The sequence below is a fragment of the Microbacterium sp. 2FI genome (assembly GCF_005502885.1).
Lineage (GTDB): Bacteria > Actinomycetota > Actinomycetes > Actinomycetales > Microbacteriaceae > Microbacterium.
In genome coordinates, this window is the sequence record NZ_SCMR01000020.1 from 1 (window position 1) to 26,988 (window position 26,988).

General features: G+C 69.9%; 28 protein-coding genes. 23 read left to right on the forward strand and 5 right to left on the reverse strand.

What is annotated here, in order from left to right:
• Positions 1-441 (forward strand): M23 family metallopeptidase (locus tag FFS15_RS14470; RefSeq protein ID WP_137845752.1); only part of this gene is annotated, 441 nt, incomplete at its 5' end.
• Between the two features lie 69 nt (positions 442-510).
• On the opposite strand, the gene ppa is transcribed toward FFS15_RS14470, so the two are convergent.
• Positions 511-1,044, reverse strand: a complete 534-nt coding sequence (gene ppa, locus FFS15_RS14475; protein ID WP_137845753.1) for an inorganic diphosphatase — start codon at positions 1,042-1,044, stop codon at positions 511-513.
• 76 nt (positions 1,045-1,120) lie between these two features.
• Between ppa and tilS the strand changes: the two genes are divergently transcribed.
• From tilS to lysS, 16 genes are all read left to right on the forward strand, one after another.
• Positions 1,121-2,152 (forward strand): tRNA lysidine(34) synthetase TilS, encoded by a 1,032-nt coding sequence (gene tilS, locus FFS15_RS14480; protein ID WP_137845754.1) that lies wholly within the window; start codon positions 1,121-1,123, stop codon positions 2,150-2,152.
• A gap of 24 nt (positions 2,153-2,176) precedes the next feature.
• Positions 2,177-2,443, forward strand: coding sequence for a hypothetical protein (locus tag FFS15_RS14485; RefSeq protein ID WP_137845755.1), 267 nt, complete (start codon positions 2,177-2,179; stop codon positions 2,441-2,443).
• The gene (locus FFS15_RS14490) at positions 2,440-4,344 is read left to right on the forward strand and encodes an alpha/beta hydrolase (RefSeq protein ID WP_137845756.1); all 1,905 of its coding nucleotides are present in this window, start codon (positions 2,440-2,442) and stop codon (positions 4,342-4,344) included. The genes FFS15_RS14485 and FFS15_RS14490 overlap by 4 nt, the downstream gene beginning before the upstream one ends.
• A gap of 3 nt (positions 4,345-4,347) precedes the next feature.
• Positions 4,348-4,863, forward strand: coding sequence for a hypothetical protein (locus tag FFS15_RS14495; protein WP_137845757.1), 516 nt, complete (start codon positions 4,348-4,350; stop codon positions 4,861-4,863).
• Positions 4,864-4,872: 9 nt separating this feature from the next.
• The gene (hpt, locus tag FFS15_RS14500; protein ID WP_137845758.1) at positions 4,873-5,424 is read left to right on the forward strand and encodes a hypoxanthine phosphoribosyltransferase; all 552 of its coding nucleotides are present in this window, start codon (positions 4,873-4,875) and stop codon (positions 5,422-5,424) included.
• Between the two features lie 151 nt (positions 5,425-5,575).
• Positions 5,576-7,579, forward strand: coding sequence for an ATP-dependent zinc metalloprotease FtsH (ftsH, locus tag FFS15_RS14505; RefSeq protein ID WP_137845759.1), 2,004 nt, complete (start codon positions 5,576-5,578; stop codon positions 7,577-7,579).
• Between the two features lie 9 nt (positions 7,580-7,588).
• A complete protein-coding gene (gene folE / locus FFS15_RS14510) occupies positions 7,589-8,179 on the forward strand; it encodes a GTP cyclohydrolase I (protein WP_137845760.1) in 591 nt (196 codons plus the stop codon).
• Positions 8,176-9,012: a dihydropteroate synthase gene (gene folP / locus FFS15_RS14515; RefSeq protein ID WP_137845761.1), complete on the forward strand. Its 837-nt coding sequence runs from the start codon at positions 8,176-8,178 to the stop codon at positions 9,010-9,012. The genes folE and folP overlap by 4 nt, the downstream gene beginning before the upstream one ends.
• Positions 8,988-9,359 (forward strand): dihydroneopterin aldolase, encoded by a 372-nt coding sequence (gene folB, locus FFS15_RS14520; RefSeq protein WP_137845762.1) that lies wholly within the window; start codon positions 8,988-8,990, stop codon positions 9,357-9,359. Before folP ends, folB begins: the two co-directional genes overlap by 25 nt.
• Positions 9,356-9,889 (forward strand): 2-amino-4-hydroxy-6-hydroxymethyldihydropteridine diphosphokinase, encoded by a 534-nt coding sequence (gene folK, locus FFS15_RS14525; protein WP_137845763.1) that lies wholly within the window; start codon positions 9,356-9,358, stop codon positions 9,887-9,889. The genes folB and folK overlap by 4 nt, the downstream gene beginning before the upstream one ends.
• A complete protein-coding gene (locus tag FFS15_RS14530) occupies positions 9,886-10,380 on the forward strand; it encodes a DUF3180 domain-containing protein (protein ID WP_137845764.1) in 495 nt (164 codons plus the stop codon). Before folK ends, FFS15_RS14530 begins: the two co-directional genes overlap by 4 nt.
• Positions 10,325-10,954: a PH domain-containing protein gene (locus FFS15_RS14535; RefSeq protein WP_137845765.1), complete on the forward strand. Its 630-nt coding sequence runs from the start codon at positions 10,325-10,327 to the stop codon at positions 10,952-10,954. Before FFS15_RS14530 ends, FFS15_RS14535 begins: the two co-directional genes overlap by 56 nt.
• On the forward strand, positions 10,951-12,681 hold the full coding sequence (locus FFS15_RS14540) for a PH domain-containing protein (protein ID WP_137845766.1): 1,731 nt from the start codon (positions 10,951-10,953) through the stop codon (positions 12,679-12,681). Before FFS15_RS14535 ends, FFS15_RS14540 begins: the two co-directional genes overlap by 4 nt.
• Positions 12,678-13,388 (forward strand): DUF2520 domain-containing protein, encoded by a 711-nt coding sequence (locus FFS15_RS14545; protein ID WP_137845767.1) that lies wholly within the window; start codon positions 12,678-12,680, stop codon positions 13,386-13,388. Before FFS15_RS14540 ends, FFS15_RS14545 begins: the two co-directional genes overlap by 4 nt.
• Entirely contained in the window at positions 13,385-14,173 is a 789-nt protein-coding gene (locus tag FFS15_RS14550) for an MBL fold metallo-hydrolase (protein ID WP_137845768.1), read from the forward strand. Before FFS15_RS14545 ends, FFS15_RS14550 begins: the two co-directional genes overlap by 4 nt.
• Before the next feature lie 90 nt (positions 14,174-14,263).
• Positions 14,264-15,790 carry a lysine--tRNA ligase gene (lysS, locus tag FFS15_RS14555; RefSeq protein WP_137845769.1) on the forward strand — a complete coding sequence of 509 codons (1,527 nt, stop codon included), beginning with the start codon at positions 14,264-14,266 and terminating at the stop codon, positions 15,788-15,790.
• A 13-nt stretch (positions 15,791-15,803) separates the two neighbouring features.
• Here lysS and FFS15_RS14560 read toward each other — a convergent pair whose 3' ends face one another.
• Complete coding sequence (locus FFS15_RS14560) at positions 15,804-16,970, reverse strand: DUF4192 family protein (protein ID WP_137845770.1); 1,167 nt, start codon at positions 16,968-16,970, stop codon at positions 15,804-15,806.
• Positions 16,971-17,084: 114 nt separating this feature from the next.
• On the opposite strand from FFS15_RS14560, the gene FFS15_RS14565 reads away from it, so the two are divergent.
• From FFS15_RS14565 to FFS15_RS14575, 3 genes are all read left to right on the forward strand, one after another.
• Entirely contained in the window at positions 17,085-17,312 is a 228-nt protein-coding gene (locus tag FFS15_RS14565; RefSeq protein ID WP_137845771.1) for a hypothetical protein, read from the forward strand.
• A gap of 68 nt (positions 17,313-17,380) precedes the next feature.
• Positions 17,381-18,847 (forward strand): cardiolipin synthase, encoded by a 1,467-nt coding sequence (cls, locus tag FFS15_RS14570; protein WP_137845772.1) that lies wholly within the window; start codon positions 17,381-17,383, stop codon positions 18,845-18,847.
• 127 nt (positions 18,848-18,974) lie between these two features.
• The gene (locus tag FFS15_RS14575) at positions 18,975-19,712 is read left to right on the forward strand and encodes a hypothetical protein (protein WP_137845773.1); all 738 of its coding nucleotides are present in this window, start codon (positions 18,975-18,977) and stop codon (positions 19,710-19,712) included.
• A 266-nt stretch (positions 19,713-19,978) separates the two neighbouring features.
• Here the strand turns inward: FFS15_RS14575 and FFS15_RS14580 are convergent, their stop codons facing one another.
• Positions 19,979-20,209 carry a helix-turn-helix domain-containing protein gene (locus FFS15_RS14580; protein ID WP_137845774.1) on the reverse strand — a complete coding sequence of 77 codons (231 nt, stop codon included), beginning with the start codon at positions 20,207-20,209 and terminating at the stop codon, positions 19,979-19,981.
• Positions 20,206-20,940: a hypothetical protein gene (locus FFS15_RS14585; RefSeq protein ID WP_137845775.1), complete on the reverse strand. Its 735-nt coding sequence runs from the start codon at positions 20,938-20,940 to the stop codon at positions 20,206-20,208. The genes FFS15_RS14580 and FFS15_RS14585 overlap by 4 nt, the downstream gene beginning before the upstream one ends.
• Before the next feature lie 208 nt (positions 20,941-21,148).
• On the opposite strand from FFS15_RS14585, the gene FFS15_RS14590 reads away from it, so the two are divergent.
• The 3 genes from FFS15_RS14590 to FFS15_RS14600 all read left to right on the forward strand — a co-directional run bounded on the left by FFS15_RS14590 (position 21,149) and on the right by FFS15_RS14600 (position 25,075).
• Positions 21,149-23,677 carry an ATP-dependent Clp protease ATP-binding subunit gene (locus FFS15_RS14590; protein WP_137845776.1) on the forward strand — a complete coding sequence of 843 codons (2,529 nt, stop codon included), beginning with the start codon at positions 21,149-21,151 and terminating at the stop codon, positions 23,675-23,677.
• Positions 23,678-23,817: 140 nt separating this feature from the next.
• Entirely contained in the window at positions 23,818-24,321 is a 504-nt protein-coding gene (locus FFS15_RS14595) for an amino-acid N-acetyltransferase (protein ID WP_137845777.1), read from the forward strand.
• A 49-nt stretch (positions 24,322-24,370) separates the two neighbouring features.
• Positions 24,371-25,075 carry a hypothetical protein gene (locus tag FFS15_RS14600; protein ID WP_171013213.1) on the forward strand — a complete coding sequence of 235 codons (705 nt, stop codon included), beginning with the start codon at positions 24,371-24,373 and terminating at the stop codon, positions 25,073-25,075.
• 291 nt (positions 25,076-25,366) lie between these two features.
• Here FFS15_RS14600 and FFS15_RS14605 read toward each other — a convergent pair whose 3' ends face one another.
• A complete protein-coding gene (locus FFS15_RS14605) occupies positions 25,367-26,929 on the reverse strand; it encodes an amino acid permease (RefSeq protein WP_137845778.1) in 1,563 nt (520 codons plus the stop codon).
• Between the last annotated feature and the right edge of the window lie 59 nt (positions 26,930-26,988).

Genomic DNA, 26,988 nt, shown 5'->3' on the forward strand with positions numbered 1-26,988 from the left:
GGCGGAGGCGGCGCGGTGGTCGGCTCAGGATGGGCGCGGCCCTCGTCGGGCTGGCGCAGCTCGGGCTACGGCCCCCGCAGCCAGGTGTGCGGACAGAACGGCTGCTCGAGCTCCTTCCACTACGGCGTCGACCTCGCCGCAGGCTGCGGCGCGGGAATCTACGCCGCGCACGCGGGCACCGTGGTCTACGCCGGCTACAACGGCGGCTACGGCAACTACATCAAGATCGACCACGGCAACAACATCGGCACCGGCTACGCCCACATCCGCCCGGGCGGCATCTTCGTCCGCCACGGTCAGCGGGTGAGCGCCGGTCAGCTCATCGCCAGCGAAGGCAACACCGGAAACTCGTACGGCTGCCACCTGCACTTCGAGACCTACGTCAGCGGATACCCCGTGAACCCGATCTACTTCATGGGCGACCGCGGCGTCTCGGTCTGACCTCCGCCGCGGAGCCCTCGAACGACGAGGAGCGGATGCCGTCGGCATCCGCTCTTCGTGTGAAACGCGTCAGAGGATGCTGGGCGCGACGCCCTCACCCTGCGTCTTGGTCTGACCCTCGTGCTCGGCGAAGCGCGCGAAGGCCTCGTCGACCAGGCGCTCGGCCTCGGCCGCGCTCGCCCACTCGTCGACCTTGACCCACTTGTTGGGCTCGAGGTCCTTGTAGTGCTCGAAGAAGTGCTCGATCTCCTTGCGGGTGTACTCCGGGATGTCGTTGACGTCCTGGATGTGCGCCCAGCGCGGGTCCTTGGCGAGCACAGCGACGACCTTGTCGTCGCCGCCCGCCTCGTCGCTCATCTTCAGCACGCCGACCGGGCGCACGCTGGCCAGGACGCCCGGAGCGAGGTCGAAGTCGAGCAGTACCAGCACGTCGAGCGGGTCGCCGTCTTCGCCGAGGGTGTTCTCGAAGAAGCCGTAGTTGGTGGGGTATCCGAACGCGGTGTACAGGATGCGGTCGAGGAAGACGCGGCCGGTGCCGTGGTCGACCTCGTACTTGACGCGGCTGCCGCGGGGGATCTCGATGACGGCGTCGTACGCGCCCATGGTGTGCTCCTTGGAAAAAACGGGTGGGGTGCGGCGACAAGCCTAGTCGCGGCGGGGACGGGGATACCGTGGGTGCGTGGAACGCCGCCCCAGCTTGGACCCTGCCGTCGCCGAGGTGCGCCGCGCGGTGCGGGCCGCCCTCGCCGCCCTCCCTGCCTCGTCGGCGATCGTCGTCGGACTCTCGGGCGGCGCCGACTCGCTCGCGCTGGCCGCGGCGGCGGCCTTCGAGGCGCGAGGATCGGGGCACCGGATCGTCGCGGTGACGGTGGACCACGGCCTTCAAACGGGATCGGCGGATGCTGCAGCCTCAGCCGCAGCGAAGGCTCGCGCACTCGGTCTCGAGGCCGTCGTGGCGCGGGTCGAGGTCGGCGAGGGCGCCGGTCCCGAGGCTGCGGCACGCGACGCGCGATACCGGGCACTGCATGACGCCGCCCAGGACGCCGGCGCGGCCGCGGTGCTCGTCGGCCACACCCTCGACGATCAGGCCGAGACGGTGCTGCTCGGCCTCGCTCGCGGATCGGGGGGCGCGAGTCTGCAGGGGATGGCCGCGGCATCCGATCTCGACGGCATCCCGCTGCTGCGTCCGCTTCTGGGCGTCCGACGCATCACGACCCGGGCCGCGTGCGCGGCCGAGGGTCTCGAACCGTGGGACGACCCCCACAACCTCGACCCCCGCTTCGCGCGGGTGCGCGTGCGCGAGAGCGTGCTGCCCGTCCTCGAGGCCGAGCTCGGTCCGGGCATCGCCGAAGCCCTCGCGCGCACCGCGGCGCAGCTGCGCGAAGACGCCGAGGCCTTCGACGAGATGATCGACGAGACGATCGAAGACATCGTCGAGCACGCCGAGGCCGGCATCTCGGTGTCGGCTGCCGCGCTTGCGGCGAACCCGCCGGCGCTCCGCCACCGCATCATCCGCCACGTCGTGGACGCCGAGTTCGGTGCGAGCCTCACGCGAACGCAGACGCTCGAGGTCGCGCGCCTGGTCACGGATTGGTCGGGCCAGGGCCCGATCGACCTGCCCGGATGCCGCGCCCGCCGCGTCGGCGGCCGGATCGAGTTCCGGGCGGGAGCTGTGGAAAGCGACGAGACCGCGGGCGGAGCATCGGCTTAGGGTGGATCGGGTCAGGGGGTGCGGATGCCGGATCTGAAGATCACCGACGTCGAGATCGAGCAGACCGTCGCGCGCCTGCGTGAGGCGTCGGTCGCCGCGTCTGCCGGATTCGCCCTCGACCCGACGGTCACGGGGTCGGACGCCGTCGCGGCGGCTCTCGGCGACGCCGACGCCCTGATCGAGCAGCTGGCCGTCGGGCTCGCCGGCGTTGCGGAAGAGGCCTCCGCCGACGCGCGGCTGATCGGGGTCGCCCTCACCGACATCGACACACGGCTCGCGGGGTCGCGATGACCCTGCCCGGCATCGATGTCGATCCCGCGCGCGGAGACCGCTCCGCGGTACGGTCGGCCGCCGCTCAGTTCCGCAGCCGCTCGAGCGTCCTCACCGACCGTGCGGGATCGGCGCGGGGCGCGCTCGGAGCGATGACCGGACTCGTCGGCGAGGCGCCCGATGCGCTGCGCCCGAGAATTGCAGCCCTTGTCGAGCGGATCGACCGCACCGCGGCCGCTGCGGGCACGGTCGCCTGCATCCTGGACGACTACGCCACCTCGCTCGACGCGATCGCGCTGCGCTCGGTCTCGGCGCTGAGTCACGCCCACTTCGCCTACGACCAGATCTGGATCCGCCGCGGCGAGGCGCTCAACGCCGCCTCGGAGCTCATCACCGGGTGGGCCCTGGGATGGGACGACGTGATCCCGTCGTGGCTGTACCTCGACGACCACGCCCACCTCGCGCGCTGGAGCGCGGCCATCGACGACTTCCGCGACGCGCGGGCTGCTGTGCTCGCCCTCCAGCTCGAGCGCGACGAGCTCGACCGCTTCACCGCGGAGCAGTTGCGTGCGGTGCCGCTGCTCGCCGAGCTTGCGGCATCCGCCCCCGCATCTTTGACCGCGCGTCTCGCCGTCGCGTCGCTGTGGGCCGGCGACGTCGACGGCGTCTCAGCCACGGGACTGGCCTCTCTCGGCGACTCCGACGTCATCCGCCAGGTGTGGGGGGCGATGTCGAGCGACCAGCGCGACGCGATGATCGCGGCATCCCCTCTCGTCATCGGCAATCTCGACGGTGTGCCCATTCGCGATCGGGTGGCCGCGAACCGCCGCAGCATCGGCGACGAGATCGATCATCGTGAGGCGCAGATCGCCGCGCTCGAGGCGAAGCGCGACGCCGAGATCGCGAACCCGTCGTCGTACCCGGGGCAGACGCCGAGCGCGATCCGCGCAGCCTACGACGCCCGGATCGCCGATCACCGCGCAGTGATCGTCATCTATCAGGGCCTCTTGACGCAGCGCGTCACGTGGATCGACGAGAACCGCCACGCCCACGTCGACACGGGTGCCCGCGTCGTGGTCTTCGATCCGCGATCCCAGGCGATCGGCACCTATCACGGTCCCATCGATGCGGCCACGGGCGATATCCCTGCCTGGGTCAGGCACGTGGCGATATCGGTGCCGGGGACGGCAGCCACGATGACGTCGTTCTCGGACGACCTCGGAGCCGACCTCTATGCCCTGTCCGGTCGGGAGTCCGCGGTCTTCCAATGGGCCGGCGGCGAGTTCCCCGGAGACCTGCTCGAGGCCACGAGCGCCGACTACTCGGCGGCGCTCGCTCCCAAGCTCCGCGACTTCGCGGCCGGCGTCGCGATGCCCGATTCGGCCACGCTCACCGTGCTCGGCCACAGCTACGGCGGCGCGACCGTGGGCCTCGCCGAGCAGGCGGGCCTGCGAGCAGATCGGGTGCTCTACGTCGCGTCGGCCGGTATGGGGCACGGCGTCTCGGGTCTCGCGGACTTCCCGTACACCGCGGGCGTCCCCCACTACTCGCTCATGGTGCGCAACGACCTCGTCGTCGGCTTCGTGCAGGGCGGGGATGCCGGGGCCCTGCACGGCCAGTCGGCGCTCACCGCCGAGGGGGTCGTACGGCTCGAGACCGGCAGGCTCGTCGACGGCGACCCGACGAGCCCCGACCTCGAGGACTACAGCGAGCCCGGCAACGGCTTCATCCGCCAGGTCGACGTGCACACGACGCTCTTCACTCCGCACTCGACGGCGATGAACGGCATCGTCGCCGTGATCACGGGCGGCCGGGCCGAGGTCTTCGCGCCGAGCGAGTACGTCTTCGCAGCTGGTCGATCGGTGACCGTCGACGGCATCGACAGCGCGGACTACGAGCCGCACTACACCCGGATCGAGTGACGGATGCTCCGACTCCTGGCCGTCACGGCGGTCGCCCTGCTCGCCCTGCTCCTCGGAGGCTGCGCCATGACACCCGAAAGCCGCCTCGATGAATACCGCATCGAGTCCGAGCGCCTGACCGCCGAGGTGCTCGCCCTCGTGCCGGAGGCTCTGCTCACCGACGACCTCATCACCCAGTCCGAGCCGCGCTACGGCGAGGCCGTCACGGTGCAGGAGCGCCCGAGCGACCCCGCGTGGTGGCAGGTGCGCGCGTATCAGACTCTGGTCACACAGACGGATGCCTCGGCAGATGCCGCCGCGGCGATCGAAGCGGGGCTCACCGCCGATGGGTGGAGCCATCGGCGCGTGCGCGAGACCGACGGCGGCACCCGATTCGCCGAGGGGTACTCCCGCGACTCCGACGACGGCGAGACCTGGTACATCGAGGTCACGTGGGTGCTCACCGCGCCCGAGAAGGCGGAGCTGCTCGAGGTGCTCGTGGTGAGTCCCCCCACTGTCCGTGGCGACACGTCGTTCTAGACTCTCCCCATGCGCGCCGCCGACGTCTCCAGTGACATCACCCGGGTTCTCGTCACCGAGGAGGAGATCCGGACGAAGCTCGACGACATCGCAGCCCAGGTGGCCTCCGACTACGACGGCAAGGATCTGCTGCTCGTCGGCGTGCTCAAGGGCGCCGTCATGGTCATGGCCGACTTCTCGCGTGCGCTTCCGACCCTCGTTCCGATGGACTGGATGGCGGTGTCGTCGTACGGCGCGGGCACGAAGTCCAGCGGTGTCGTCCAGATCCGCAAGGACCTCGACACCGACCTGCACGGCAAGCACGTGCTGATCGTCGAGGACATCATCGACTCGGGCCTCACGCTGTCGTGGCTGCTCGAGAACTTCGCCTCGCGCGGTGCCGCGTCGGTCGAGGTCTTCGCGCTCCTGCGCAAGCCCGAGGCGGCCAAGGTCGTGGTGCACTGCAAGTACGTCGGCTTCGACATCCCCACCGAATTCGTCGTCGGATACGGGCTCGACTACGCCGAGAAGTACCGCAATCTGCGGGACGTCGCGATCCTTGCGCCGCACGTCTACGCCTGACCCGCGGGGTCGAAGCGCGCGATTACGCCCTCGGTGAATCCGCAGGAGACCCACAAGAACCCCGCGATACCCTGATTTCCACTGCTGCCGCGGCATCCTGTCCTCGTGTCGGCGGTTCGTCGAAGAAGGGACACGGGCGCACGCCCGCACCATGTTCAAGAAGATCACCCGCAATCCGCTCTTCTACGTGCTGCTCATCGGGGTGTTCCTGATCGTGGGCTTCTCGCTCATCTCGAGCCTCGGCGGTGCGAAGCAGATCTCGACGCAGGAGGGTCTCGAACTCCTCGCAGGCTCCACCGTCACCGAGGTCGTCACGACCGACGGCGACCAGCGTGTCGACATGAAGCTGTCGGAGGAGTACGACGGCGCGAGTGACGTGCAGTTCTACTACGTCTCGGCGCGTGCCGACGAGGTCGTCGAGGCGATCACCGCCGCCGACCCCGCCGACGGGTTCAATGACAGCGTGCCGCGCCCGTCGTTCTTCGACGGCTTCATCTCGCTCCTGCTGCCGATCCTGCTGCTGGGCCTCTTGTTCTGGTGGCTGCTCTCGTCGGCTCAGGGCGGCGGCAGCAAGGTCATGCAGTTCGGGAAGTCGCGCGCGAAGCTGGTCACGAAGGAGATGCCGCAGGTCACCTTCGCCGACGTCGCGGGGTCGGACGAGGCGATCGAAGAGCTCGAGGAGATCAAAGACTTCCTCAAGGATCCGACCCGCTTCCAGAACGTCGGCGCCCGCATCCCCAAGGGCGTGCTGCTGTACGGCCCTCCCGGAACCGGCAAGACCCTGCTCGCCCGCGCCGTCGCGGGTGAGGCCGGCGTGCCGTTCTATTCGATCTCGGGCTCGGACTTCGTCGAGATGTTCGTCGGCGTCGGCGCGAGCCGCGTGCGCGACCTGTTCAACCAGGCGAAGGAGACTTCGCCCGCGATCATCTTCATCGACGAGATCGACGCCGTCGGCCGCCACCGCGGCGCCGGCATGGGCGGCGGCCACGACGAGCGCGAGCAGACGCTCAACCAGATGCTCGTCGAGATGGACGGATTCGACCCGAAGGTCAACGTCATCGTCATCGCGGCGACCAACCGCCCCGATATCCTCGACCCGGCGCTGCTGCGCCCGGGCCGCTTCGACCGCCAGATCGGCGTCGACGCGCCCGACCTCAAGGGACGCCAGAAGATCCTCGAGGTGCACGGCCGCGGCAAGCCCCTCGCCGACGGCGTCGACCTCGAGGTCGTCGCCCGCAAGACCCCCGGCTTCACCGGCGCCGACCTCGCGAACGTCCTGAACGAGGCGGCCCTGCTGACCGCCCGCTCGAACGCGCAGCTGATCGACAACCGTGCACTCGACGAGGCGATCGACCGCGTGCTCGCCGGCCCGCAGCGCCGCACCCGCGTGATGAAGGACAAGGAGAAGCTCATCACGGCGTACCACGAGGGCGGTCACGCGCTCGCAGCAGCCGCGATGAACCACACCGACCCGGTCACGAAGGTCACGATCCTCCCGCGCGGCAAGGCTCTCGGCTACACGATGGTGCTGCCACTCGACGACAAGTACTCCGTCACCCGCAACGAGCTGCAGGACCAGCTCGCGTACGCGATGGGCGGCCGTGTCGCCGAGGAGATCGTCTTCCACGACCCCACCACCGGCGCGTCGAACGACATCGAGAAGGCGACGAACATCGCCCGCAAGATGGTCACCGAGTACGGAATGACCGGCGACATCGGGCCGGTCAAGCTCGGCCAGTCCTCGGGCGAGGTCTTCATGGGCCGCGACATGGGTCACGGTCGCGAGTTCTCCGAGCGCGTCGCCGAACGCGTCGACGCCCAGGTGCGCGCGCTCATCGAGCAGGCGCACAACGAGGCGTACGAGGTCATCAACGCCAACCGCGACATCCTCGACAAGCTCGCCCTCGAACTGCTCGAGAAGGAGACGCTCGACCACCTCGAGCTCGCCGAGCTGTTCACCGACATCAAGCGCCTGCCTCCGCGCCCGCAGTGGCTCTCGAGCGAGCAGCGTCCGGTTTCGCAGCTGCCCCCGGTCAACGTTCCGGCCCGGCCCGAGCCCGCCGCGGTCGCGGCGAGCGTCGAGGCCGAGCAGACGGCGGCCGAGCCCGTCGCGAAGCGCCGCCCCACCGGTCAGGCCCGACCCGCGACCGCGTAGGCTCGGCCTGTGTCCGTAGACCGACAGCGCATCGCCGCGCTCGTGCGCGAGCTGCTCGAGGCTATCGGCGAGGATGCCGATCGCCCGGGCCTGCGACAGACTCCCGAGCGCGTCGCCGACGCGTACGCCGAGTTCTTCGCGGGCGTGGGAGAGGATGCCGCGGCACCTCTCGCGCACACGATCTCGATCGCGCGCGGACCCGCCCCTGAGACTCTTCCCTCGGGTGCGGTGATGCTCCGCGACATCCGCTTCCGCTCGATGTGCGAGCACCACCTCCTGCCGTTCCGCGGACTCGCTCACATCGCCTACCTCCCCGGCGAACAGGTGGTGGGCCTCGGCGCGCTGCCGCGTGTCGTCGACATCCTCTCGGCGCGCCCGCAGGTGCAGGAGCGGCTCGGCGAGCAGATCGCCGACGTCATCGCGGCATCCCTCGACGCCCGCGGTGTGCTGGTCGTGCTCGATGCGACGCACGAGTGCGTGACGATGCGAGGCGGACGCCAACCCGACGCGTCGACCGTCACGATCGCGGCGCGCGGCGAGCTCGCCGACCCCGCGGCGCGGGCCGAGCTCGTCGCCCTCATCGGCGCCCACCGCCCATGACCGCGCTCATCATGGGGATCCTCAACGTCACCCCCGACTCGTTCAGCGACGGCGGTCGTCACGCCGATCCCGAAGCGGCCATCGCGCACGGACTGCGACTGCGCGCCGAGGGCGCCGACATCCTCGACGTCGGCGGCGAATCGACGCGACCCGGGGCCGAGCGCGTGCCGGCGGCGCTCGAGCAGGAGCGCGTCATCCCCGTCATCCGAGCGCTTGCCGCAGCCGGCGCCGTCGTGAGCATCGACACCATGAACGCGTCGACGGCGCGCGCGGCGATCGGGGCGGGTGCCCGCATCGTCAACGACGTGTCGGGCGGCCTCGCCGATCCCGAGCTTCTCGCCGCGGTCGCCGAGACCAACGCCGACATCGCCCTCGGCCACTGGCGGGGGCCGTCGGCAGACATGTACGCACGGGCGCAGTACGGCTCGGTGGTCGCCGACGTCCGTGCCGAGCTCGCCGAGCGCATGGCGGCCGCGGCAGCAGCCGGCATCCCTCCCGCTCGCGTCATCGTCGACCCCGGTTTCGGCTTCGGCAAGCAGGGCGCGCAGAACTGGGAGCTGCTCCACGGCCTGCCGCGCATCGTCGGAATGGGCCCGCGGGTGCTCGTCGGCACGAGCCGCAAGCGCTTCCTCGCCGACGCCCTCGAAGACCGCGACGCCGGCGAGGCGACCGAGGTGCGCCGCGATCTCGCAACCGCGGTGACGAGCGTGCTCGCCGACGAGGCCGGCGTCTGGGCGGTGCGCGTGCACGACGTCGCCGCGACGCGCGACGCGCTGCGGATCGCCGGACTCGGAAAGGGGACCGACCCATGGTCGCCGACCAGATCACGCTGACCGGGCTCCGGGTCTTCGGGCACCACGGCGTCTACGACGACGAGCGCCGCGTCGGCCAGTACTTCGTGGTCGACGTGACGCTCCACCTCGACACGCGCCCCGCCGCCACGAGCGACGACGTCGCCGATACCGTGCACTACGGCGAGCTGGCCGAACGCCTGGCCGCGATCGTCGCGGGCGAGCCGGTCGATCTGCTCGAGACGCTCGCGCAGCGCCTCGCCGACGCGGTGCTCGCCGACAGACGCGTCGAACGCACGCGTGTGACGGTCCACAAGCCCGACGCCCCCATCCCGCTGACCTTCGCCGACGTCGCCGTGAGCATCGAGCGCTCGATGGAGCGATCGTGAGCCGCCGCCTCGCCGAGGGATTCTCGGGCGACGGGGAGCGGCCGCCTCGCACGACGGTCGAGGCGGTCGTGGCCCTCGGCGCGAACCTCGGGGATCGCCGAGCGGCGCTCGCGGAAGCCGTCGAGGAGCTGCGCCTGCTGCCGCTCGTCGACGAGGTCCGCGCGTCGGCGGCCGTCGAGTCGGTCGCGATCAAGCCATCGGGAGCCGACCCCGACGCGCCCGCCTACCTCAACGCCGTGGCCCTCGTGACGACCCGCCTCGCCCCCACCGTGCTGCTGTCGTACCTGCACGCGATCGAGGCACGGCACGGCCGCGAGCGGCGCGAGCGCTGGGGTGATCGCACACTCGACCTGGATCTCATCGCGTACGGCGACGTGCGCACCGACACCGCCACGCTCACCCTCCCGCACCCGCGTGCCGCCGAGCGGGACTTCGTCCTCGCGCCGTGGCTGAGCATCGACGCCGACGCATTCCTCCCCGGCATCGGCCGCGTCGACGACGCCCTCGCGCGGCTGGGCGGCGATCGATGAAGCGCACCGGCGTCGGCATCCTCACGATCGCCGCGGTTCTCGGCATCGGTGCCGGGTTCCTCCTCGACCAGCTGCTGACGGTGTCCGGGCGATCGACCTTCACGCCGGCCGTCACGCTCCCGATCCTGCTCGCCCTCCTCGGCGCCGTGGTCATCGTGCTCGCGCTACCGGTCCGCCGAGCGACCCGGGGGACGGCGACGACGGCCCTCAACCCGTTCCGCGCCCTCCGCATCGCGATGCTCGCGAAGGCATCGAGCATCGTGGGCGCGGCCCTCGGCGGAGTCGGCGTGGGACTGCTGCTCTTCCTCGCGACCCGCCCCGTCACGCCGTCGCTAGGCTCGATGGGCACCATCATCGCGACGATCGTGTGCGGCGGGCTGCTCGTGGCGGCAGGGCTGATCGCCGAGCACCTGTGCACCATCCGGAAGGACGACGATGACGAACAGCCCGGCGGAGACCCCGGACTCACCCCGCGACTCCACGATCACTGACGCGCTCGTGGTCGCGGACGAGACCGCGGACGAGACCGCGGAAGAGACCGCGGATTCGGGCACGTTCGATCGCCTCGTCGAGCCGCGCTCCGAGAACCGGCTCGCGCTCGAGGAGGGGGTCTGGCACCAGATCTCGCCGAAGTACGTGTGGGTGCAGCTCATCTCGTCGGGCTCGTTCCTCGCGATCGTGATCGCGGCGACGCTCGTGCTGACCCTCGGGCTGAACCAGATGTGGGCGTGGATCCCGGGCGGCATCATGACCGTGCTCCTCGGCTGGACCCTCGCGATCATGCCGCGCCAGGCGCGAGCGATCGGGTATCAGCTGCGCGCGGATGATCTGGTGTTCCGTCGCGGCATCCTGTGGCAGCGCTTCGTCGCCGTGCCCTACGGGCGCATGCAGCTCGTCGACATCACCCACGGCCCCCTCGACCGCGGCTTCGGCATCGCGCAGCTGAAGTTCGTCACGGCCGCCGCGGCGACCGGTGTCGTAATCCCCGGACTCGAACAGGCGACCGCCGAGACCCTGCGCGATCACCTCATCGCCGTCGCCGAGAGCCGCCGCACCGGCCTATGAGCGACCTCGGCCCCACCCCCGACGCGACGCCGCCGAACGCGCCGCCGCCGCACGCGCCGCCGCGCGAACTCGTGCGCTCGCCGCTCAGCGACGGCGAGTGGCACCGCCTGCACCCGCTGACGCCGCTGCTGCGCGGCGGTCTGGTGCTCCTGATCGTGATCGGCCTCGTCGTCGCCAACCTCCGCGATCGGCTGATCGCGATCTTCGTCCCGACGTTCGGCGACGACTTCGAGGAATACGAGGAGTGGGAGAGCACGGGCGACCCGATCGACTTCGTCATCGCCAACAACCTGTACCTCGTCGCGATCCTCGCGGTGCTCGGCGTGCTGATCGTCGTCGTCGCGTTCTTCTATCTGTCGTGGCGGTTCCACACCTTCCGCATCACCGACGACGACGTCGAGGTGCGCAGCGGCATCCTCTTCCGCACGCAGCGCCGCGCGCCCCTCGACCGCGTGCAGGGCGTGAACCTGACACGGCCGATGATCGCCCGCCTGCTCGGCACGGCGAAGCTCGAGGTCGTCGGCGCCGGCACCGACTCGAACGTCAAGCTCGAATACCTGTCGACCTCCAACGCCGAGGCGGTGCGGGCCGACATCCTGCGCCTCGCCTCGGGTCGTCGGCTCGCGGAAGCGGCGGCGCGAACGGATGCCGCATCCGCAGCCGGTGCGACCTCGCGCACCGCAGCCCTCGGCCAGACGGTCAGCCGCGGGCTCACCGGCCTCATCGAAGGCGACGAGGCGCCGGTTCTGGTGCCCGACTCGGTCGTGCACATCCCGGTCGGCCGGCTCATCGCCTCGCACATCATCAGCTTCTCGACGCTCGGCCTGATCGTTGCCGCCGTGGCCGTGATCATCGGAGTCTCGCAGGGCGTCACATGGCTGATCTTCGGCATGGTGCCCGCGATCATCGGCTTCGCCGCGTACTGGGTGCGCTCGATCATGCGGTCGCTGCGCTACTCCATCGCGCCGACCCCCGACGGCGTGCGCATCACCTTCGGCCTGCTCACGACGATCACCGAGATCGTGCCGCCGGGCCGCGTGCACGCGGTCGAGGTGACGCAGCCGATCCTGTGGCGGCCGTTCGGGTGGTGGGTCGTTCGCATCAACCGGCTCACCGGCCGCAGCGCCGCCGACTCGTCGACCGACCAGTTCACCACCGTGCTGCCCGTCGGCACCGTCGCCGACGTCGAGCGGGTGCTCCGCCTCGCACTGCCGACCGTCGCCGAGGCGGAGTGGCCGCTGATCGTGCGCGAGGGGATGCTCGGACCCGATGCCGACGACACCCTCACGACCACACCGCGGCGCGCCTGGTTCGTGCGGCCGTTCTCGTGGAAGCGCAACGGCTTCCGCTTGACGTCCGACGTGCTGCTGCTGCGGCGCGGCATCGTGTGGCGCAAGCTCGCGATCCTGCCGCTGGCCCGCCTGCAGAGCTTCGCGCTGCACCAGGGTCCGGTGGATCGCATGGCACGTATCGCGGGGCTCCGCGCGCACGTCGTCAGCGGACCCGTGTACGCGAACCTCGCCGCGATCGACCGCGCCGTCGCGCTCGCACTGTTCGAGGATGTGTCGCGCGCGACGGTGCTCGCCGCCTCCGACGATCGCACGCATCGCTGGGCTTCGGATGCCGCGGTGAGCGCGACGGACGAAGCGGATGCAGCACCGGAGGCAGCCGAGATGCCTGCCGTGGCTGAGGCGCCTGCCGTGGCCGCGCCGGAGGGGTTCGCATGACCCGCGACGGCCGGCTCGGTGTCGGGATCATCGGCGCGGGCCGAGTAGGCCCCGTGATCGGCGCCGCCCTCGCGGGCGCCGGCCACGCGCTCGTCGGCATCACGCCCGGATCCGATCCCGAGCGCGTCGAGGCGATCCTCCCCGGCGTGCCGACGCTCGACGCGACCGAGGTCGCGCGACGCAGCGAGCTCGTCATCGTCGCGGTGCCGCACGACCAGCTCGAAGGGCTCGTCACCGGGCTCGCCGAGGTCGGCGCGTGGCAGCCGGGGCAGCTCGTGCTGCACACCGATCCCGCGTACGGCACCGGCATCCTCGCCCCTGTGCTCACGCGGGGCGCGATCCCGCTCGCCGTCCATCCGGCCATCGCCTTCACCGGCACCTCGATGGATCTGCGCCAGCTGCCCCACGCCTACGCGGCGGTGACGGCACCGGGCCCGGTGCTGCCGATCGCGCAGGCGCTGGCTGTCGAGCTCGGCTGCGAGCCGATCGTCGTCAGCGAGGAAGGACGGGCGGCGTATGCCGAGGCGATCTCGACGGCGACCGACTTCTCGCGCTCGATCGTGCGGCAGGCCGCGGCGCTCCTCGCCACCGCCGGCGTGCCGAACCCCGGACCTTTCCTGTCGGTGCTCGTCCACTCCACGATCGATCACGCGCTCGCCGAATCGGGCGCGGCCACCGATCCGCCCACCGCTACGATCGACGGATGAGCCTGCGCGTCACCCGGATCGGCGGCCCGACGGTGCTCATCGAATGGGCCGGATGGCGGATCCTCACCGACCCCACCTTCGACCCGCCCGGCCGTACTTACTCGTTCGCGTTCGGCACGAGTTCGCGCAAGACGACCGGGCCGGCCATCGGCCTCGATGAGATCGGACCCGTCGACGTCGCCCTCGTGAGCCACCACCACCACGCAGACAACCTCGATGACTCCGGTCGAGCCGGTCTCGGACAGGCGCGGACCCTCGTGACCACCGTCGCCGGAGCTCGGGCGATCGCCCACCCCGACGCGCGGGGGCTCGCTGCCGGCGCGACGACGGTGCTGACGGCTCCCGGCCGCGCGCCGCTGCGGATCACCGCGACGCCGTGCCGTCACGGTCCGCCGTTCACGCTGCCGCTCGTGGGCCCGGTCATCGGCTTCGCGCTGAGCCTCGGCGACGCCGAGCGCCCCGGCGTCTGGATCACCGGCGACACCGTGCTGCACCCCGCGCTCCGCGAAGCGGCGACCGGACTCCGTCCCGATGTCGCGATCGTGCACATCGGGCTGGTGAAGTTTCCGCTCACCGGTCCCATCACCTACACGATGGATGCCGCCGACGCCGTCGAGCTCATCGGCCTCGCCGACCCCGGCACCGTCGTGCCTGTGCACGTCGAGGGCTGGAGCCACTTCAGCCAGCAGGAGGACGACGCCGAGCGCGTGTTCTCGGCATCCGATCCCGACATCCGCGATCGCATCCGCTGGGCGCCGCTCGGCGAAGCCCTCGAGCTCGGCTGAGGTTCGCCGCACGAGGCGCGCGCCCTGCTCAGAAAGCACGGAGGCGCCCGCCGATAGACTGGGCGGCGACTTTGCAAGGAGCCTCCCGCGATGACCGATACGACTGCGCCAACGAGCGACGCCCCCGAGCCGACCGAAGAAGAGGTCTTCGAGCAGAAGGCGGTGCGCCTGGCCAAGCGCGAGCGACTCATCGCGGAGCGAGCGGATGCCGCCGGCGGCGCGTACCCGGTCGGAGTCCCCGTCACCGACACGATCCCCGCGCTGCGCGCGCGCTTCGGCGACCTCGAGGCCGGTGCCGAGACGGGCGAGACGGCCGCCGTCGCCGGACGCATCGTCTTCAGTCGCAACACCGGCAAGCTCTGCTTCGCCACCCTGCAGGCCGGCGACGGCAGCCGCATCCAGGCGATGGTGTCGCTCGCGTCCGTCGGCGACGAGTCGCTGCAGGCGTGGAAGGAGCTCGTCGACCTCGGCGACCACGTGTTCGTGACCGGCGAGGTGATCTCGAGCCGCCGCGGCGAGCTGTCGATCATGGTCGCCGACTGGCAGATCGCGGCGAAGGCGATCATGCCCCTGCCGAACATGTACACCGAGCTCAGCGAGGAGAGCCGTGTGCGCAGCCGCTTCCTCGATCTCATCGTGCGCGACCGCGCGCGCGAGACGGTCGTCGCGCGCGCCAAGGTCAATGCGAGCCTGCGTCAGACCTTCACCGCCCACGAGTTCATCGAGGTCGAGACCCCGATGCTGCAGGTGCAGCACGGCGGTGCGTCGGCGCGCCCCTTCATCACCAACTCCAACGCGTTCGACGCCGACCTGTACCTGCGCATCGCGCCCGAGCTCTTCCTCAAGCGGGCTGTCGTCGGCGGCATCGACCGGGTGTACGAGATCAACCGCAACTTCCGCAACGAAGGCGCCGACTCGACCCACAGTCCCGAGTTCGCGATGCTCGAGGCCTACCAGGCGTACAGCGACTACAACGGCATCGCCGATCTCACGCAGGAGCTCATCCAGAACGCCGCCGTCGCGGTGGCCGGTTCGACCACGGTGACGTGGGCCGACGGCACCGAGTACGACCTCGGCGGTCAGTGGGATCGCCTCTCGATGTACGCGTCGCTCTCCGAGGCATCCGGTCGCGAGGTCACCCCGCAGACCTCGCTCGACGAGCTCCTCGCCTTCGCCGCAGACGCCGGCGTCGATGTGCCCCCTCACGCGACCCACGGCAAGCTCGTCGAGGAGCTGTGGGAGCACTTCGTGAAGACAGGACTCACGCGGCCCACGTTCGTCATGGACTTCCCGCTCGACACCAGCCCGCTCGTGCGCGAGCATCGCTCGATCCCGGGCGTCGTCGAGAAGTGGGATCTGTACGTACGCGGCTTCGAACTCGCGACGGGGTACTCCGAACTCGTCGACCCGGTGATCCAGCGCGAGCGCTTCGTCGAGCAGGCCAAGCTCGCAGCCCGCGGCGACCTGGAGGCGATGCGCATCGACGAGGAGTTCCTGCGTGCCCTCGAGCACGGCATGCCGCCGACCGGCGGCATGGGCATGGGCATCGACCGCCTGCTCATGGCGATCACGGGGCTCGGGATCCGCGAAACGATCTTGTTCCCGCTCGTCAAGTAGCGGTTCCCGCTGGTCACGTAGCGGTTCCCCCGCGCTGGAACGCCCACTCGGGCAGATGCCCGACGTGCACGAACGAGCGCACGATCTCGGCCAGGCCGTGCTCGGGCTCGATCTCGCACGCCTGCCGGGCGTAGACGTCGGCGTGGGTCGAGCGGCCGAGCGCCCACGCCATCCATGCGCACGTCGCGAGCGGGCCCGGCCGCCCCTCGCGCGGGACTGCTGCGGCGACGTGGCGGACCAGCTCGAGCGCGGTGTGCAGCCGCGCCGGGTCGGGCTGCTCGCCCTCGCCCCACATGTGCATCGCGAGGTGGGCGGGATACTCTTCGCCGGCCTCCCAGCGCAGCTGCGCATCGAAGGCCTCGTCGCCGGCATCCATGCCCCCGACCCACTGAACCAGGGCGATGTCGCGCAGCGCGGGGCGGCTCAGGCACCAGCCGAGCGCGGCGGTCTGGTACGGCTCGAGTGCGTCGGGGCGCCACGCGAGCGCAGCCTCGAACAGGGTCGGCAGGTCGTCGAGCGTGCACATCGCCGCGAGCGCCAGCGGGTCGATGCGCGGCTCGTCGGCGTTCGGGTGGGCCGGCTCGTCGGCCTGCGACCCGCACACGAGGCCGACGGCTTCGCGCAGTGCCGCGATCGCGCGGCCGACGCGCTCCTTCTCGGCGAGATCGACCTCGGGCAGCTCCGCCCCCGACGCCTGATCGCCGGCGGGCTCGGTCTCAGGCGGGAGATTCTCGAGTGCGTCCCGCGCGTCGATCGCGTCGAGTTCGCTGAGCGGGTGCCCGAGCGCCGGCCCGTCCGCGTCGAGGTAGCGGCGCCAGGCGTCCGCGGCCACGCACAGCGCATCGGTCACGTGCAGGCCGCACGCGTCGGCACGGCGCTCGAGGGCAGACATCAGGTCGGCGTGCGGCACGCCTCCGCCCGCGTCGAATCGCGCATCGGTGTACACGACGAAGGCGACGGCATCGGCGTCCGCGATTCTGCATGCCATGCCGATGACGGTCGACGCGACGCGATCGAGGGCGTCGGGCTCGTCGTCGGGCAGGTCCACGCGCATCGCGCCGAGGCTGCGCGACCGCGCGAACGGGATGAGGACGAGGCTCTGCGTCGGGTGGAATCCGAGCATGCGGGGGACGAGGGTGAGGAACGCGGCCGCATTCGCGGCCTTCACGATGGTGGTCATGGCATGAGCGTGCGGCGTCGGCATCCGTGATCGGATGCCCGGGGCCCAGGTGTGGACAAGGCCGCGCGCCGCCCCGGCTGGGGAGGAGTCGGCGCCCCGCGTATCCTGGAACTCATGGAGAACTACTGGGTCGCTGTGCTGTGGTCGCTGCTGCCGACCGTCGTCGTGAGCGCCCTGTTCTTCTTCGTGCTGCGCAGCGTCATCCGCGCCGACCGCAACGAGCGCCGCGAGTACGCGCGCATCGAGGCGCAGGAGCGCGCGAAGCGGGGGCTCCCGCCGGCGAAGGCACCCGTTGCGGGCGAGGTCGCAGACGCCGCCGCGGCAGCATCCGCCGACCGCTGACCCCGGCCCCCACTACGCTTGCCTCACGCCGTCCGACGATTCCGTCCGGCGGACGCCTAGGGGGCACGGTGATCAGCATCACGTTCGACGCGACGTGGTGGCTCGTGCTGGTCTTCATCACCGACCTCGCCATCCGCATCGCCGCGATCATCATCGTGCCGCGAAACCGGCGCCCCACCGCCGCGATGGCGTGGCTGCTGGCGATCTACTTCATCCCGATCGTCGGCGTGTTCCTGTTCCTCCTGATCGGCAACCCGCGGCTGCCGCGCGTGCGCCGCCGCAAGCAGGAGCGGATCAACGAGTACATCCACGACACCAGCGAGTCGCTCGACTTCGGCACTCTCCGCCCCAACGCCCCGGCATGGTTCACGTCGCTCGTGACCCTCAACCGAAACCTCGGCGCCATGCCGCTCGCGGGCGACAACGCGGCCCACCTCATCTCGGACTACCAGCACAGCCTCGACACGATGGCAGACGCGATCCGCGTGGCCCAGAAGTACGTGCACATCGAGTTCTACATCCTGCAGTCCGACGCCGCGACCGACAACCTCTTCCGGGCTCTGGAAGAGGTGTGCGAACGCGGGATCACCGTTCGGGTGCTGCTGGATCATTGGGCGAACCGCGGCAAGCCCTTCTACAAGGCAACCCTCAAGCGGCTCGACGCGATGGGCGCGCAGTGGCACCTCATGCTTCCGGTGCAGCCGTTGAAGGGCAAATACCAGCGACCCGACCTGCGCAACCACCGCAAGCTGCTCGTCGTCGACGGCCGCGTGGCGTTCACCGGGTCGCAGAATGTGACCGACTCGACGTACAACCTGCCCAAGAACATCAAGCGGGGCCTCCACTGGGTCGACCTCATGGCGCGCATCGAGGGACCGGTCGTCGCCTCGGTCAACGCGGTGTTCCTCTCGGACTGGTACAGCGAGACCGACGAGGTGCTGAGCGACGAGATCGACCTCTTCGACGTGAAGTCCGGCCCCGGTGACCTCGACTGCCAGATCATCCCCTCGGGGCCGGGGTTCGAGTTCCAGAACAACCTCAAGCTGTTCGCGGGGCTGCTGTACGCCGCCCAGCGCAAGATCATCGTCGTCAGCCCCTACTTCGTGCCCGACGAGGCGCTGCTGCTCGCGATCACGACGGCGTGCCAGCGCGGCATCCACGTCGAGCTGTTCGTGTCGGAAGAGGGCGACCAGGCGCTCGTCTACCATGCCCAGCGCAGCTACTACGAGGCGCTGCTTCGTGCCGGCGTCAAGATCTGGATGTACCAGAAGCCGTACATCCTGCACTCGAAGTCGATGACGATCGACGACGAGGTCGCCATCATCGGCTCGAGCAACATGGACATGCGCTCGTTCGGTCTGAACATGGAGATCTCGATGCTCGTGCGCGGCGAGGAGTTCATCCGCGAGATGCGCGAGGTCGAAGACATGTACCGGTCGCTCTCGCGCGAGCTCACGCTCGAGGAGTGGGAGCAGCAGCCCCTCCGCTCGACGGTGCTCGACAACCTCGCGCGGCTCACATCCGCTTTGCAGTAGCGACTGATCGTGCGATCGTGACCGTCGCGTTATGCGAAGGCTGAGATTCTCGGCCTCGTTGCGACACCATGGGGGAGACGGATGCTGCGGCCGCAGCATCCGCCGTCCTCGACGAAAGGCCCTCGCGATGACTCGACGCCCTCTCACTCTGCTCGCCGCGCTCGGTCTGACTGCTCTGGTCGCCGGCGTCCTGGCGGGATGCGCCACCGGCGCCCCCGACTCCGGCTCCACCTCGCCCGGTGGGAACGGCGGCACCGGCGACACCGCGACCGAGATCGAGGTCGACGCCGCCTGGCTCAATTCGGGCAGCATGATCGGGCTCGTCACGCAGGGGTCGTCGACGTGCGTGCCGACCGCCGGCGACGTCGCACTCGAGGGCGCGGTGCTGAAGGTCGCGCTGGTCGAACCGCCGGCCGACACGGCGTGCACGCGAGACCTCGTGCCGCGCGCGACCCTCGTCGCGCTGCCCGAGGGCGTCGACCCGACGCAGGACCTCGAGATCGAGGTGACCGGCGCGGGGTACTACGGCGACACTGATCTCGACGGGGTGCCGGGGCTCGCTCCCGCGACCGGCGACGAGTTCTTGCCGAGCGCCGGGTGGACCGACGAGGACGGCCAGTTCGTGATCCTGACGTGGGGATCCTCGTCGTGCGTGCCGGTCGTCGAGAGCGCGACAGCCAGCGGTCCGGCCGAGGTCACGGTGACCTTCGCCACCCCGCCGGCCGACCAGGTCTGCACGATGGACATGGCCCCGCGCGGCTCGGTCGCCTGGGTCGACGGCCTCGACGACGACACCGACGTCTTCGCGGTGCTCACCGGCGCCGAGTTCGACAACGTGCGGATCCCGATCATCGGCAGCGACTGAGGCCTCAGGTGCCGCGGCCCGTAGGGCCGCGGCATCCTGCCCCTCTGGATGCTCGTCGGGCTGCGGCATCCGTTCTCCCCGGGTTTGGGGCGTCTCGCGTGCGCGACGCGCCGGGGGCGTCGGCGAGTCGTACGCGCAGGACGCCCCAAACCGGGAGGGGCGGATGCCGATGCCGGCGTGTCGCGCACGCAGCGCGCCCCGAACCCGGCGACCCAACCCCCGCCCGCCTCAACCCCAAACCCCGACCCGGCCGGGCCAGCCCGTCGTCAGTCGGCCCGCACCAGCAGGTCGCCGATCTCGCACTCGAGTGCGCGGCAGATCGCCGACAGCGTCGAGTAGCGGATCGCTCGGGCGCGGTCGTTCTTGAGCACCGACAGGTTCACGACCGACACGCCGACGAGCTCCGACAGGCGCGTCAACGTCATCCCCCGTTCTTCGAGCAGCTCGTCGAGGCGGCAGTGCACCCCGGAGGGGCCCTCGTCGTCGGCCGGAGTCATACGAGCAGGTCCGTCTCGCGCTGCAGGCGAACTCCGATCTGGAACGCCGCCGCGACGAGCGCCAGGCTCAGCGCCCACCCGATCGGCGAGGCATCCAGGTTGAGGGCGAGGTACGCGAACCCGCCCGGCGGGTTCACTCCGTCGTGGCCGGTCAACTGCTGGACGCCGAGGTACTCCACCACCGACGTCCGAGCGAACGCGCCGGCGAGCTGTGAACCCATGCCGCCGACCATGATCGAGATCGCGGCGATGCCGAGCAGGTTCGGCAGTGCGCGGGTGAACGGGCGCTCGCGCAGAAGTGCGAGCGCGAGCCACCACACCGCCGCGGAGATGGCGAAGGTTGCGAGTGACGGCAAGGCGAGTTCGATGTAGAACAGCCAGCGCGACGACATCGGGAGCCCGGCGACCTCGATCCAGGCCGAGCTGAAGCCGCTCGCGATGACGACATCGCTGCCATCGAGCACCGGCGGTGCGAGTTCGCCCGAGGTGTACGGCATGTCGGTGACGATCGACGGGTCGTAGGTGAAGGTGACGACCGCGTTGCTGACGAGCGACACAGCGCTCAGCAGCGCCGCGAGCATCGCGCCGGCGCCGACGAGCGAGGTCGCGAACGACTCGAACCGCGTCAGTCGGCCGGCCGGTGCACGTCGGCGAGAGGCCAGCGTCGCGACGATGACCGCCACGATCACGATCGGCAGTGCGACGAACAGCAGCAGATACTCCCAGCTCACAAGGCGACCCCATATCGATATTCGTTGTTATCGAAAAACGATAGGGCCATGGGATGCTGCGCCGCAACCCCGCGGATCACATCAGCCTCGGCATCCACCCCCGCTATGCCCCTGGCGAACACGGGCATGCCGCCCGCGGCCGCTCGTTACCCTCGTTGTAAGGCGCCGTGGGCTTCAACGACCCCAGCCGCCCCGAAGGAGTTGAACGATGTTCGAGAGATTCACCGACCGTGCCCGTCGTGTGGTCGTCCTCGCCCAAGAAGAGGCGAAGATGCTCAACCACAACTACATCGGCACCGAGCACATCCTCCTGGGTCTCATCCACGAGGGCGAGGGTGTCGCCGCGAAGGCACTGGAGTCGCTCGGCATCTCGCTCGACGCCGTGCGCGAGCAGGTGCAGGACATCATCGGCCAGGGTCAGCAGCAGCCGACCGGGCACATCCCCTTCACGCCGCGCGCGAAGAAGGTCCTCGAGCTTTCGCTGCGCGAAGCGCTGCAGCTCGGCCACAACTACATCGGCACCGAGCACATCCTGCTCGGGCTCATCCGCGAGGGCGAGGGCGTCGCAGCCCAGGTGCTCGTCAAGCTCGGCGCAGACCTCAACAAGGTGCGCCAGCAGGTCATCCAGCTGCTCTCCGGCTACCAGGGCAAGGAGCCCGCAGGCGTCGCGAGCGGCGCCGGCGAGCAGACCCAGGGCACCACGCAGGGCGGCTCGCAGGTGCTCGACCAGTTCGGCCGCAACCTCACGCAGGCCGCGCGCGACAACAAGCTCGACCCGGTGATCGGTCGCGAGAAGGAGATCGAGCGGGTCATGCAGATCCTCTCGCGGCGCTCCAAGAACAATCCCGTCCTCATCGGCGAGCCCGGTGTCGGCAAGACCGCCGTCGTCGAGGGCCTGGCCCAGGCGATCGTCAAGGGCGACGTGCCCGAGACGCTCAAGGACAAGCAGCTCTACTCGCTCGACCTCGGCTCGCTCATCGCCGGCTCGCGTTACCGCGGCGACTTCGAGGAGCGCCTGAAGAAGGTCACCAAGGAGATCCGCACGCGCGGCGACATCATCGTCTTCATCGACGAGATCCACACCCTCGTCGGTGCCGGTGCCGCCGAAGGCGCGATCGACGCGGCATCCATCCTCAAGCCCCTCCTCGCACGTGGCGAGCTCCAGACGATCGGTGCCACCACGCTCGACGAGTACCGCAAGCACTTCGAGAAGGATGCTGCGCTCGAGCGCCGCTTCCAGCCGATCCAGGTCGCCGAGCCGTCGCTGCCCCACGCGATCAACATCCTCAAGGGCCTCCGCGACCGCTACGAGGCGCACCACAAGGTTCAGATCACAGACGGCGCGATCGTTGCTGCGGCGAACCTCGCCGACCGCTACATCTCCGACCGCTTCCTGCCCGACAAGGCCATCGACCTGATCGACGAGGCCGGCGCCCGCCTGCGCCTGTCGATCCTGTCGTCGCCTCCCGAGCTGCGCGAGTTCGACGAGAAGATCGCGAAAGTGCGCGCCGACAAGGAGGTCGCGTCGGAAGACCAGGACTTCGAGAAGGCCGCGTCGCTGCGCGACGAGGAGAAGTCGCTGCTCGCCGAGCGCCTGCGCCTCGAGAAGCAGTGGCGCTCGGGTGACGTCGCCTCGCATGCGGTCGTCGACGAGGGTCTGATCGCCGAGGTGCTCGCACAGGCGACCGGCATCCCCGTGTTCAAGCTCACCGAAGAGGAGTCGAGCCGTCTCGTCTTCATGGAGAAGGCGCTGCACCAGCGCGTCATCGGCCAGGAAGAGGCGATCGCCGCCCTGTCGAAGACGATCCGCCGCCAGCGTGCGGGCCTCAAGGACCCGAAGCGCCCGTCGGGCTCGTTCATCTTCGCCGGCCCCACCGGTGTCGGAAAGACCGAGCTCGCCAAGGCTCTCGCCGAGTTCCTCTTCGACGACGAGGCAGCCCTCATCTCGCTCGACATGTCGGAGTTCGGTGAGAAGCACACCGTATCGCGCCTGTTCGGAGCCCCTCCCGGATTCGTCGGCTTCGAAGAGGGCGGCCAGCTCACCGAGAAGGTGCGCCGCAAGCCGTTCTCGGTCGTGCTCTTCGACGAGATCGAGAAGGCTCACCCCGACATCTTCAACTCGCTCCTGCAGATCCTGGAAGAGGGTCGCCTCACCGACGGTCAGGGGCGCGTCGTCGACTTCAAGAACACGGTCATCATCATGACCACCAACCTGGGCGCGCGCGACATCGCGGGCGGCCCGGTCGGGTTCCAGGTCGAGGGCGACACGGCGACGTCGTACGACCGCATGAAGGGCAAGGTGCAGGAAGAGCTCAAGCGGCACTTCAAGCCCGAGTTCCTCAACCGCGTCGACGACATCATCGTGTTCCCGCAGCTGTCCAAGCCCGAGCTGGTGCAGATCGTCGATCTGTTCACCAAGCGCCTCGGCGACCGCCTGCTCGACCGCGACATGACGCTCGAGCTGTCGCAGAGCGCGAAGGAGCGGCTCATCGAGATCGGGTTCGACCCGGCTCTCGGCGCACGCCCGCTGCGTCGTGCGATGCAGCGCGAGATCGAGGACCGCCTCAGCGAGAAGATCCTGCACGGCGAGCTGAACACGGGCGACCACGTGAAGGTCGACGCGCAGAACGGCGACTTCGTGTTCGAGCACGGGCCGCGCGGCGAGAAGGTCGCCGTCGGCGTGGTGCACGGCGGCGAGATCACCGCGACGCCCGACCTCGCCGTGACGTCGGACTGAGGCTTCGTCTCGCTGCGCTCGCTCAGCCCGAGCGCTTCGTCTCGCTTCGCTCGCTCAGCGACCGGTACCCTCGGGTCGCTGAGCGAGGGAGCGCAGCGACCGAGACGAAGCGGCGGCGCGCCGGGCTCTACGCTTGACCGATGAGCGAGTTCACGGTGCGCCCCGCCACGACGCGCGATGTGCGCGGCATCCAGGCGATCCTCGAGCCCTTCGTTCAGCGCCGCATCCTCCTCGGCAAAGACCTGGTCGTGCTCTACGAGGCCACGCAGCAGTTCGTCGTGGCGGAGGATGCCGACGGCAATCTCGTCGGCTGCGGAGCCCTCCACGTCATGTGGGAGGACCTCGGCGAGATCCGCACGCTCATCGTCGTCGACGAATGGCTGCACCACGGGGTCGGCCGCGCGATCGTCGAGAGCCTCGAGCACAACGCCCGCACCCTCGGGCTCTCGCGGCTGTTCTGCCTGACGTTCGAGGTCGACTTCTTCCAGCGCCGCGGATTCGCGCCGATCGGCGAGCAGGTGGTCGACCCCGACGTCTACTCGCAGCTCGTCCGCAGCCCCGACGAGGGCATCGCCGAGTTCCTGGATCTCGCTCACGTGAAGCCCAACACCCTCGGCAACACGCGGATGCTGAAGGACCTCTGACCCGCGCGCCGCGCCGGGAGCCCGGCGACACGCCGCCTACCCTGGAGGCATGAGCGGCACCACGCGCAGGCACTCTCCGGCGGTCTACCGCCGGCGCCGCCTGGTTCTGCTGATAGCGCTGCTCGCGATCATCGCCACCGTGTGGCTGCTCATCGCACAGCCGTGGCGCGGCGCGGCGTCCGAGAACTCGGCATCGACGGATGAGACGACGCAGGATGCTGCGACCGAGCTCCCGATCCCCTCATCGGGTGCGCCCGCATCGACGCCGGGCGCGACGCCCGAGGCGACACCGGGTGCGGAGGATGCCGAGTCATCGCCCACGCCGTCGGCAACGCTGACGCCTGCCGCCGATCCGTGCGTCGCGCGAGACATCACCGTCGAGGCCCGCACCGATCAGGACACCTATGGGTCGGGCCAGAACCCGAAGCTGTCGATCCGGCTCACCAACAACGGCGCGGACTGCACGCTCAACGTCGGCACGAGCGGCCAGTCGTTCGCGATCTCGAGCGGTTCCGACACGTGGTGGCGCTCGACGGACTGCCAGACCGAGCCGAGCGACATGATCGTGCTGCTGGCCGCAGGCCAGACGGTCGAGAGTGCGGCGCCGCTCGAGTGGGATCGCACCCGGTCGGCTGTCGGTACGTGCGACGCCACCGACCGTCCGCACGCCCCGGGCGGCGGTTCGTCGTACCACCTCGACGTCGAGATCGGCGGCATCGCCTCGACGTCGTCGAAGCAGTTCCTGCTGTACTGACTCGAGAGTTCCGGCATCCGTGTCCCCCGAACGGGGGACAGCACGCGCGCGCCGCGCGGCGTACTCTGGGCCTCAGCTCCCGCAATGCCGACGCTGTCCCCCAGCAGCGGTTCGTACCCCAGCGAACGATCGTGGCCCCTCGGTGAGCAGCAGGCCCTCTCGAACTGCCCCGGATCGGAAGGCGCGAGAGGGCCGGCTCAGTTCCGGCACAGGGGTCGGGCGAGAAAGAGTGCGGGGCCGGAGCGTCCCCCCGGACCACTCCGACCCCGCGTCCCCCAGGACGCGAATGGACTAGGGCTTGTCGCCGAACACTTCCTTCTCCATTGCGTCGTATCCCTCGGCCTGCGGGTCGCCGTGCGTGCCGCCCGACAGTGCATACTCCTCCTCCGGCGAGAGCACCAGTCGGTGGCGGAAGAACAGCGCGAAGCCGACGAGGATGATGACGTACACGATCGCGATCGCCACGATCGCGGGCTGGAACGCCTCGTTGAGCAGGAACCCGACGAAGATGAGCGCCGAGATCGCCGCGGCCACGATCGCCCCGGGGATTCCCCAGGGGCTGCGGTACGGACGCTCGACGTTCGGGAGCTTGCGGCGCAGGATCACGAACGACACCATCTGCAGGAAGTACGCGAGCACCGCGCCCCAGACCGCGATGTTGAGCACGATCGCACCAGCCACGGCGCCCGCTCCCTCATCGGCGGCGGCGATCGTGTCGAGCACGACGAGCGCGACGAAGCCGATCACGGCACCGACGAGCAGCGCGACCCACGGGGTCTTGCGCTTGCCGGTGAGCGAGAGGAAGCGCGGGTAGTACCCGGCCCGCGAGAGCGAGTACATGTTGCGGCCGTAGGCGAACATGATGCCCTGCAGCGACGCGAGGAGGCCGATCAGCGCCAGCAGGGCCAGCACGGCTGCGGCTTCGTCGCCGACGATCGCACGGAAGCCGTCGAGCAGCGGTTCGAGCGAGACGCCCGTCGCGTCGGCGCCGATGACACCCGTGTTGAGGAAGAGCACGAGGAGTCCGGTCACGATGAGCGTCGCGCGTGCCCAGAGGCCCGCCCGCGGGATGTCGCGCACGGGGTTGTGCGACTCTTCGGCCGCCAGCGGCAGTTCTTCGATGCCGAGGAAGAACCACATCGCGAAGGGAAGCGCGAAGAGGATCGGCACCACGCCGTGTGGCAGGAACTCGGTCTGCCCGGCATCCGGCGCGATGTTCCACAGGTTCGCCCACTCGAAGGCTCCCGTGAAGAGGGCCATGAGTGAGAAGACCAGGATGATGCCGATCGAGATGACCGAGACGACGATCGCGAACTTGAATGAGATGCTCGCGCCGGCCGCGTTGAGTGCGACGAAGGCGAGGTACAGCACGACGTACCAGGCCCACATCATGTTTGCGCCGTCGGCTGAAAGGTCGAAGCCGAGGAGTTCTGCCGTGATCGCGTTGGCGTAAGAAGCCGAGAAGAAGACGATCACCGCGGTCGTCGCGACGTACTCGATGGTCTCGGCGGCGCCGGTGATCAGGCCGCCCCACGGCCCCATCGCCGACCGCGCGAACGAGTAGGCGCCGCCGGTGTGCGGCATGGCGGCGGCCATTTCTCCGATCGAGAAGATGAGCCCGTAGTACATCACCACCAGGATGCCGAAGGCGATCAGCATCCCGCCGAAGCCGGCGAAGTCGATGCCGAAGTTCCAGCCGGAGAAGTCGCCCGAGATGACGGCGGCGACGGCGAGGCCCCACAGGCCCCAGACTCCGGCGCTGCGCTTCAGGCCGCGCTTCTCGAAATACTCGTTACCGGCTCGCGTATAGGTCGCTCCGGCAACCTTGGCAGAGCCCTCGCTCGACTGTGACATCGATCCTCCGTGCACTCGGGTAAGGCGCGGGGGGTGCGCCATGCGCATGATTGTGGCGC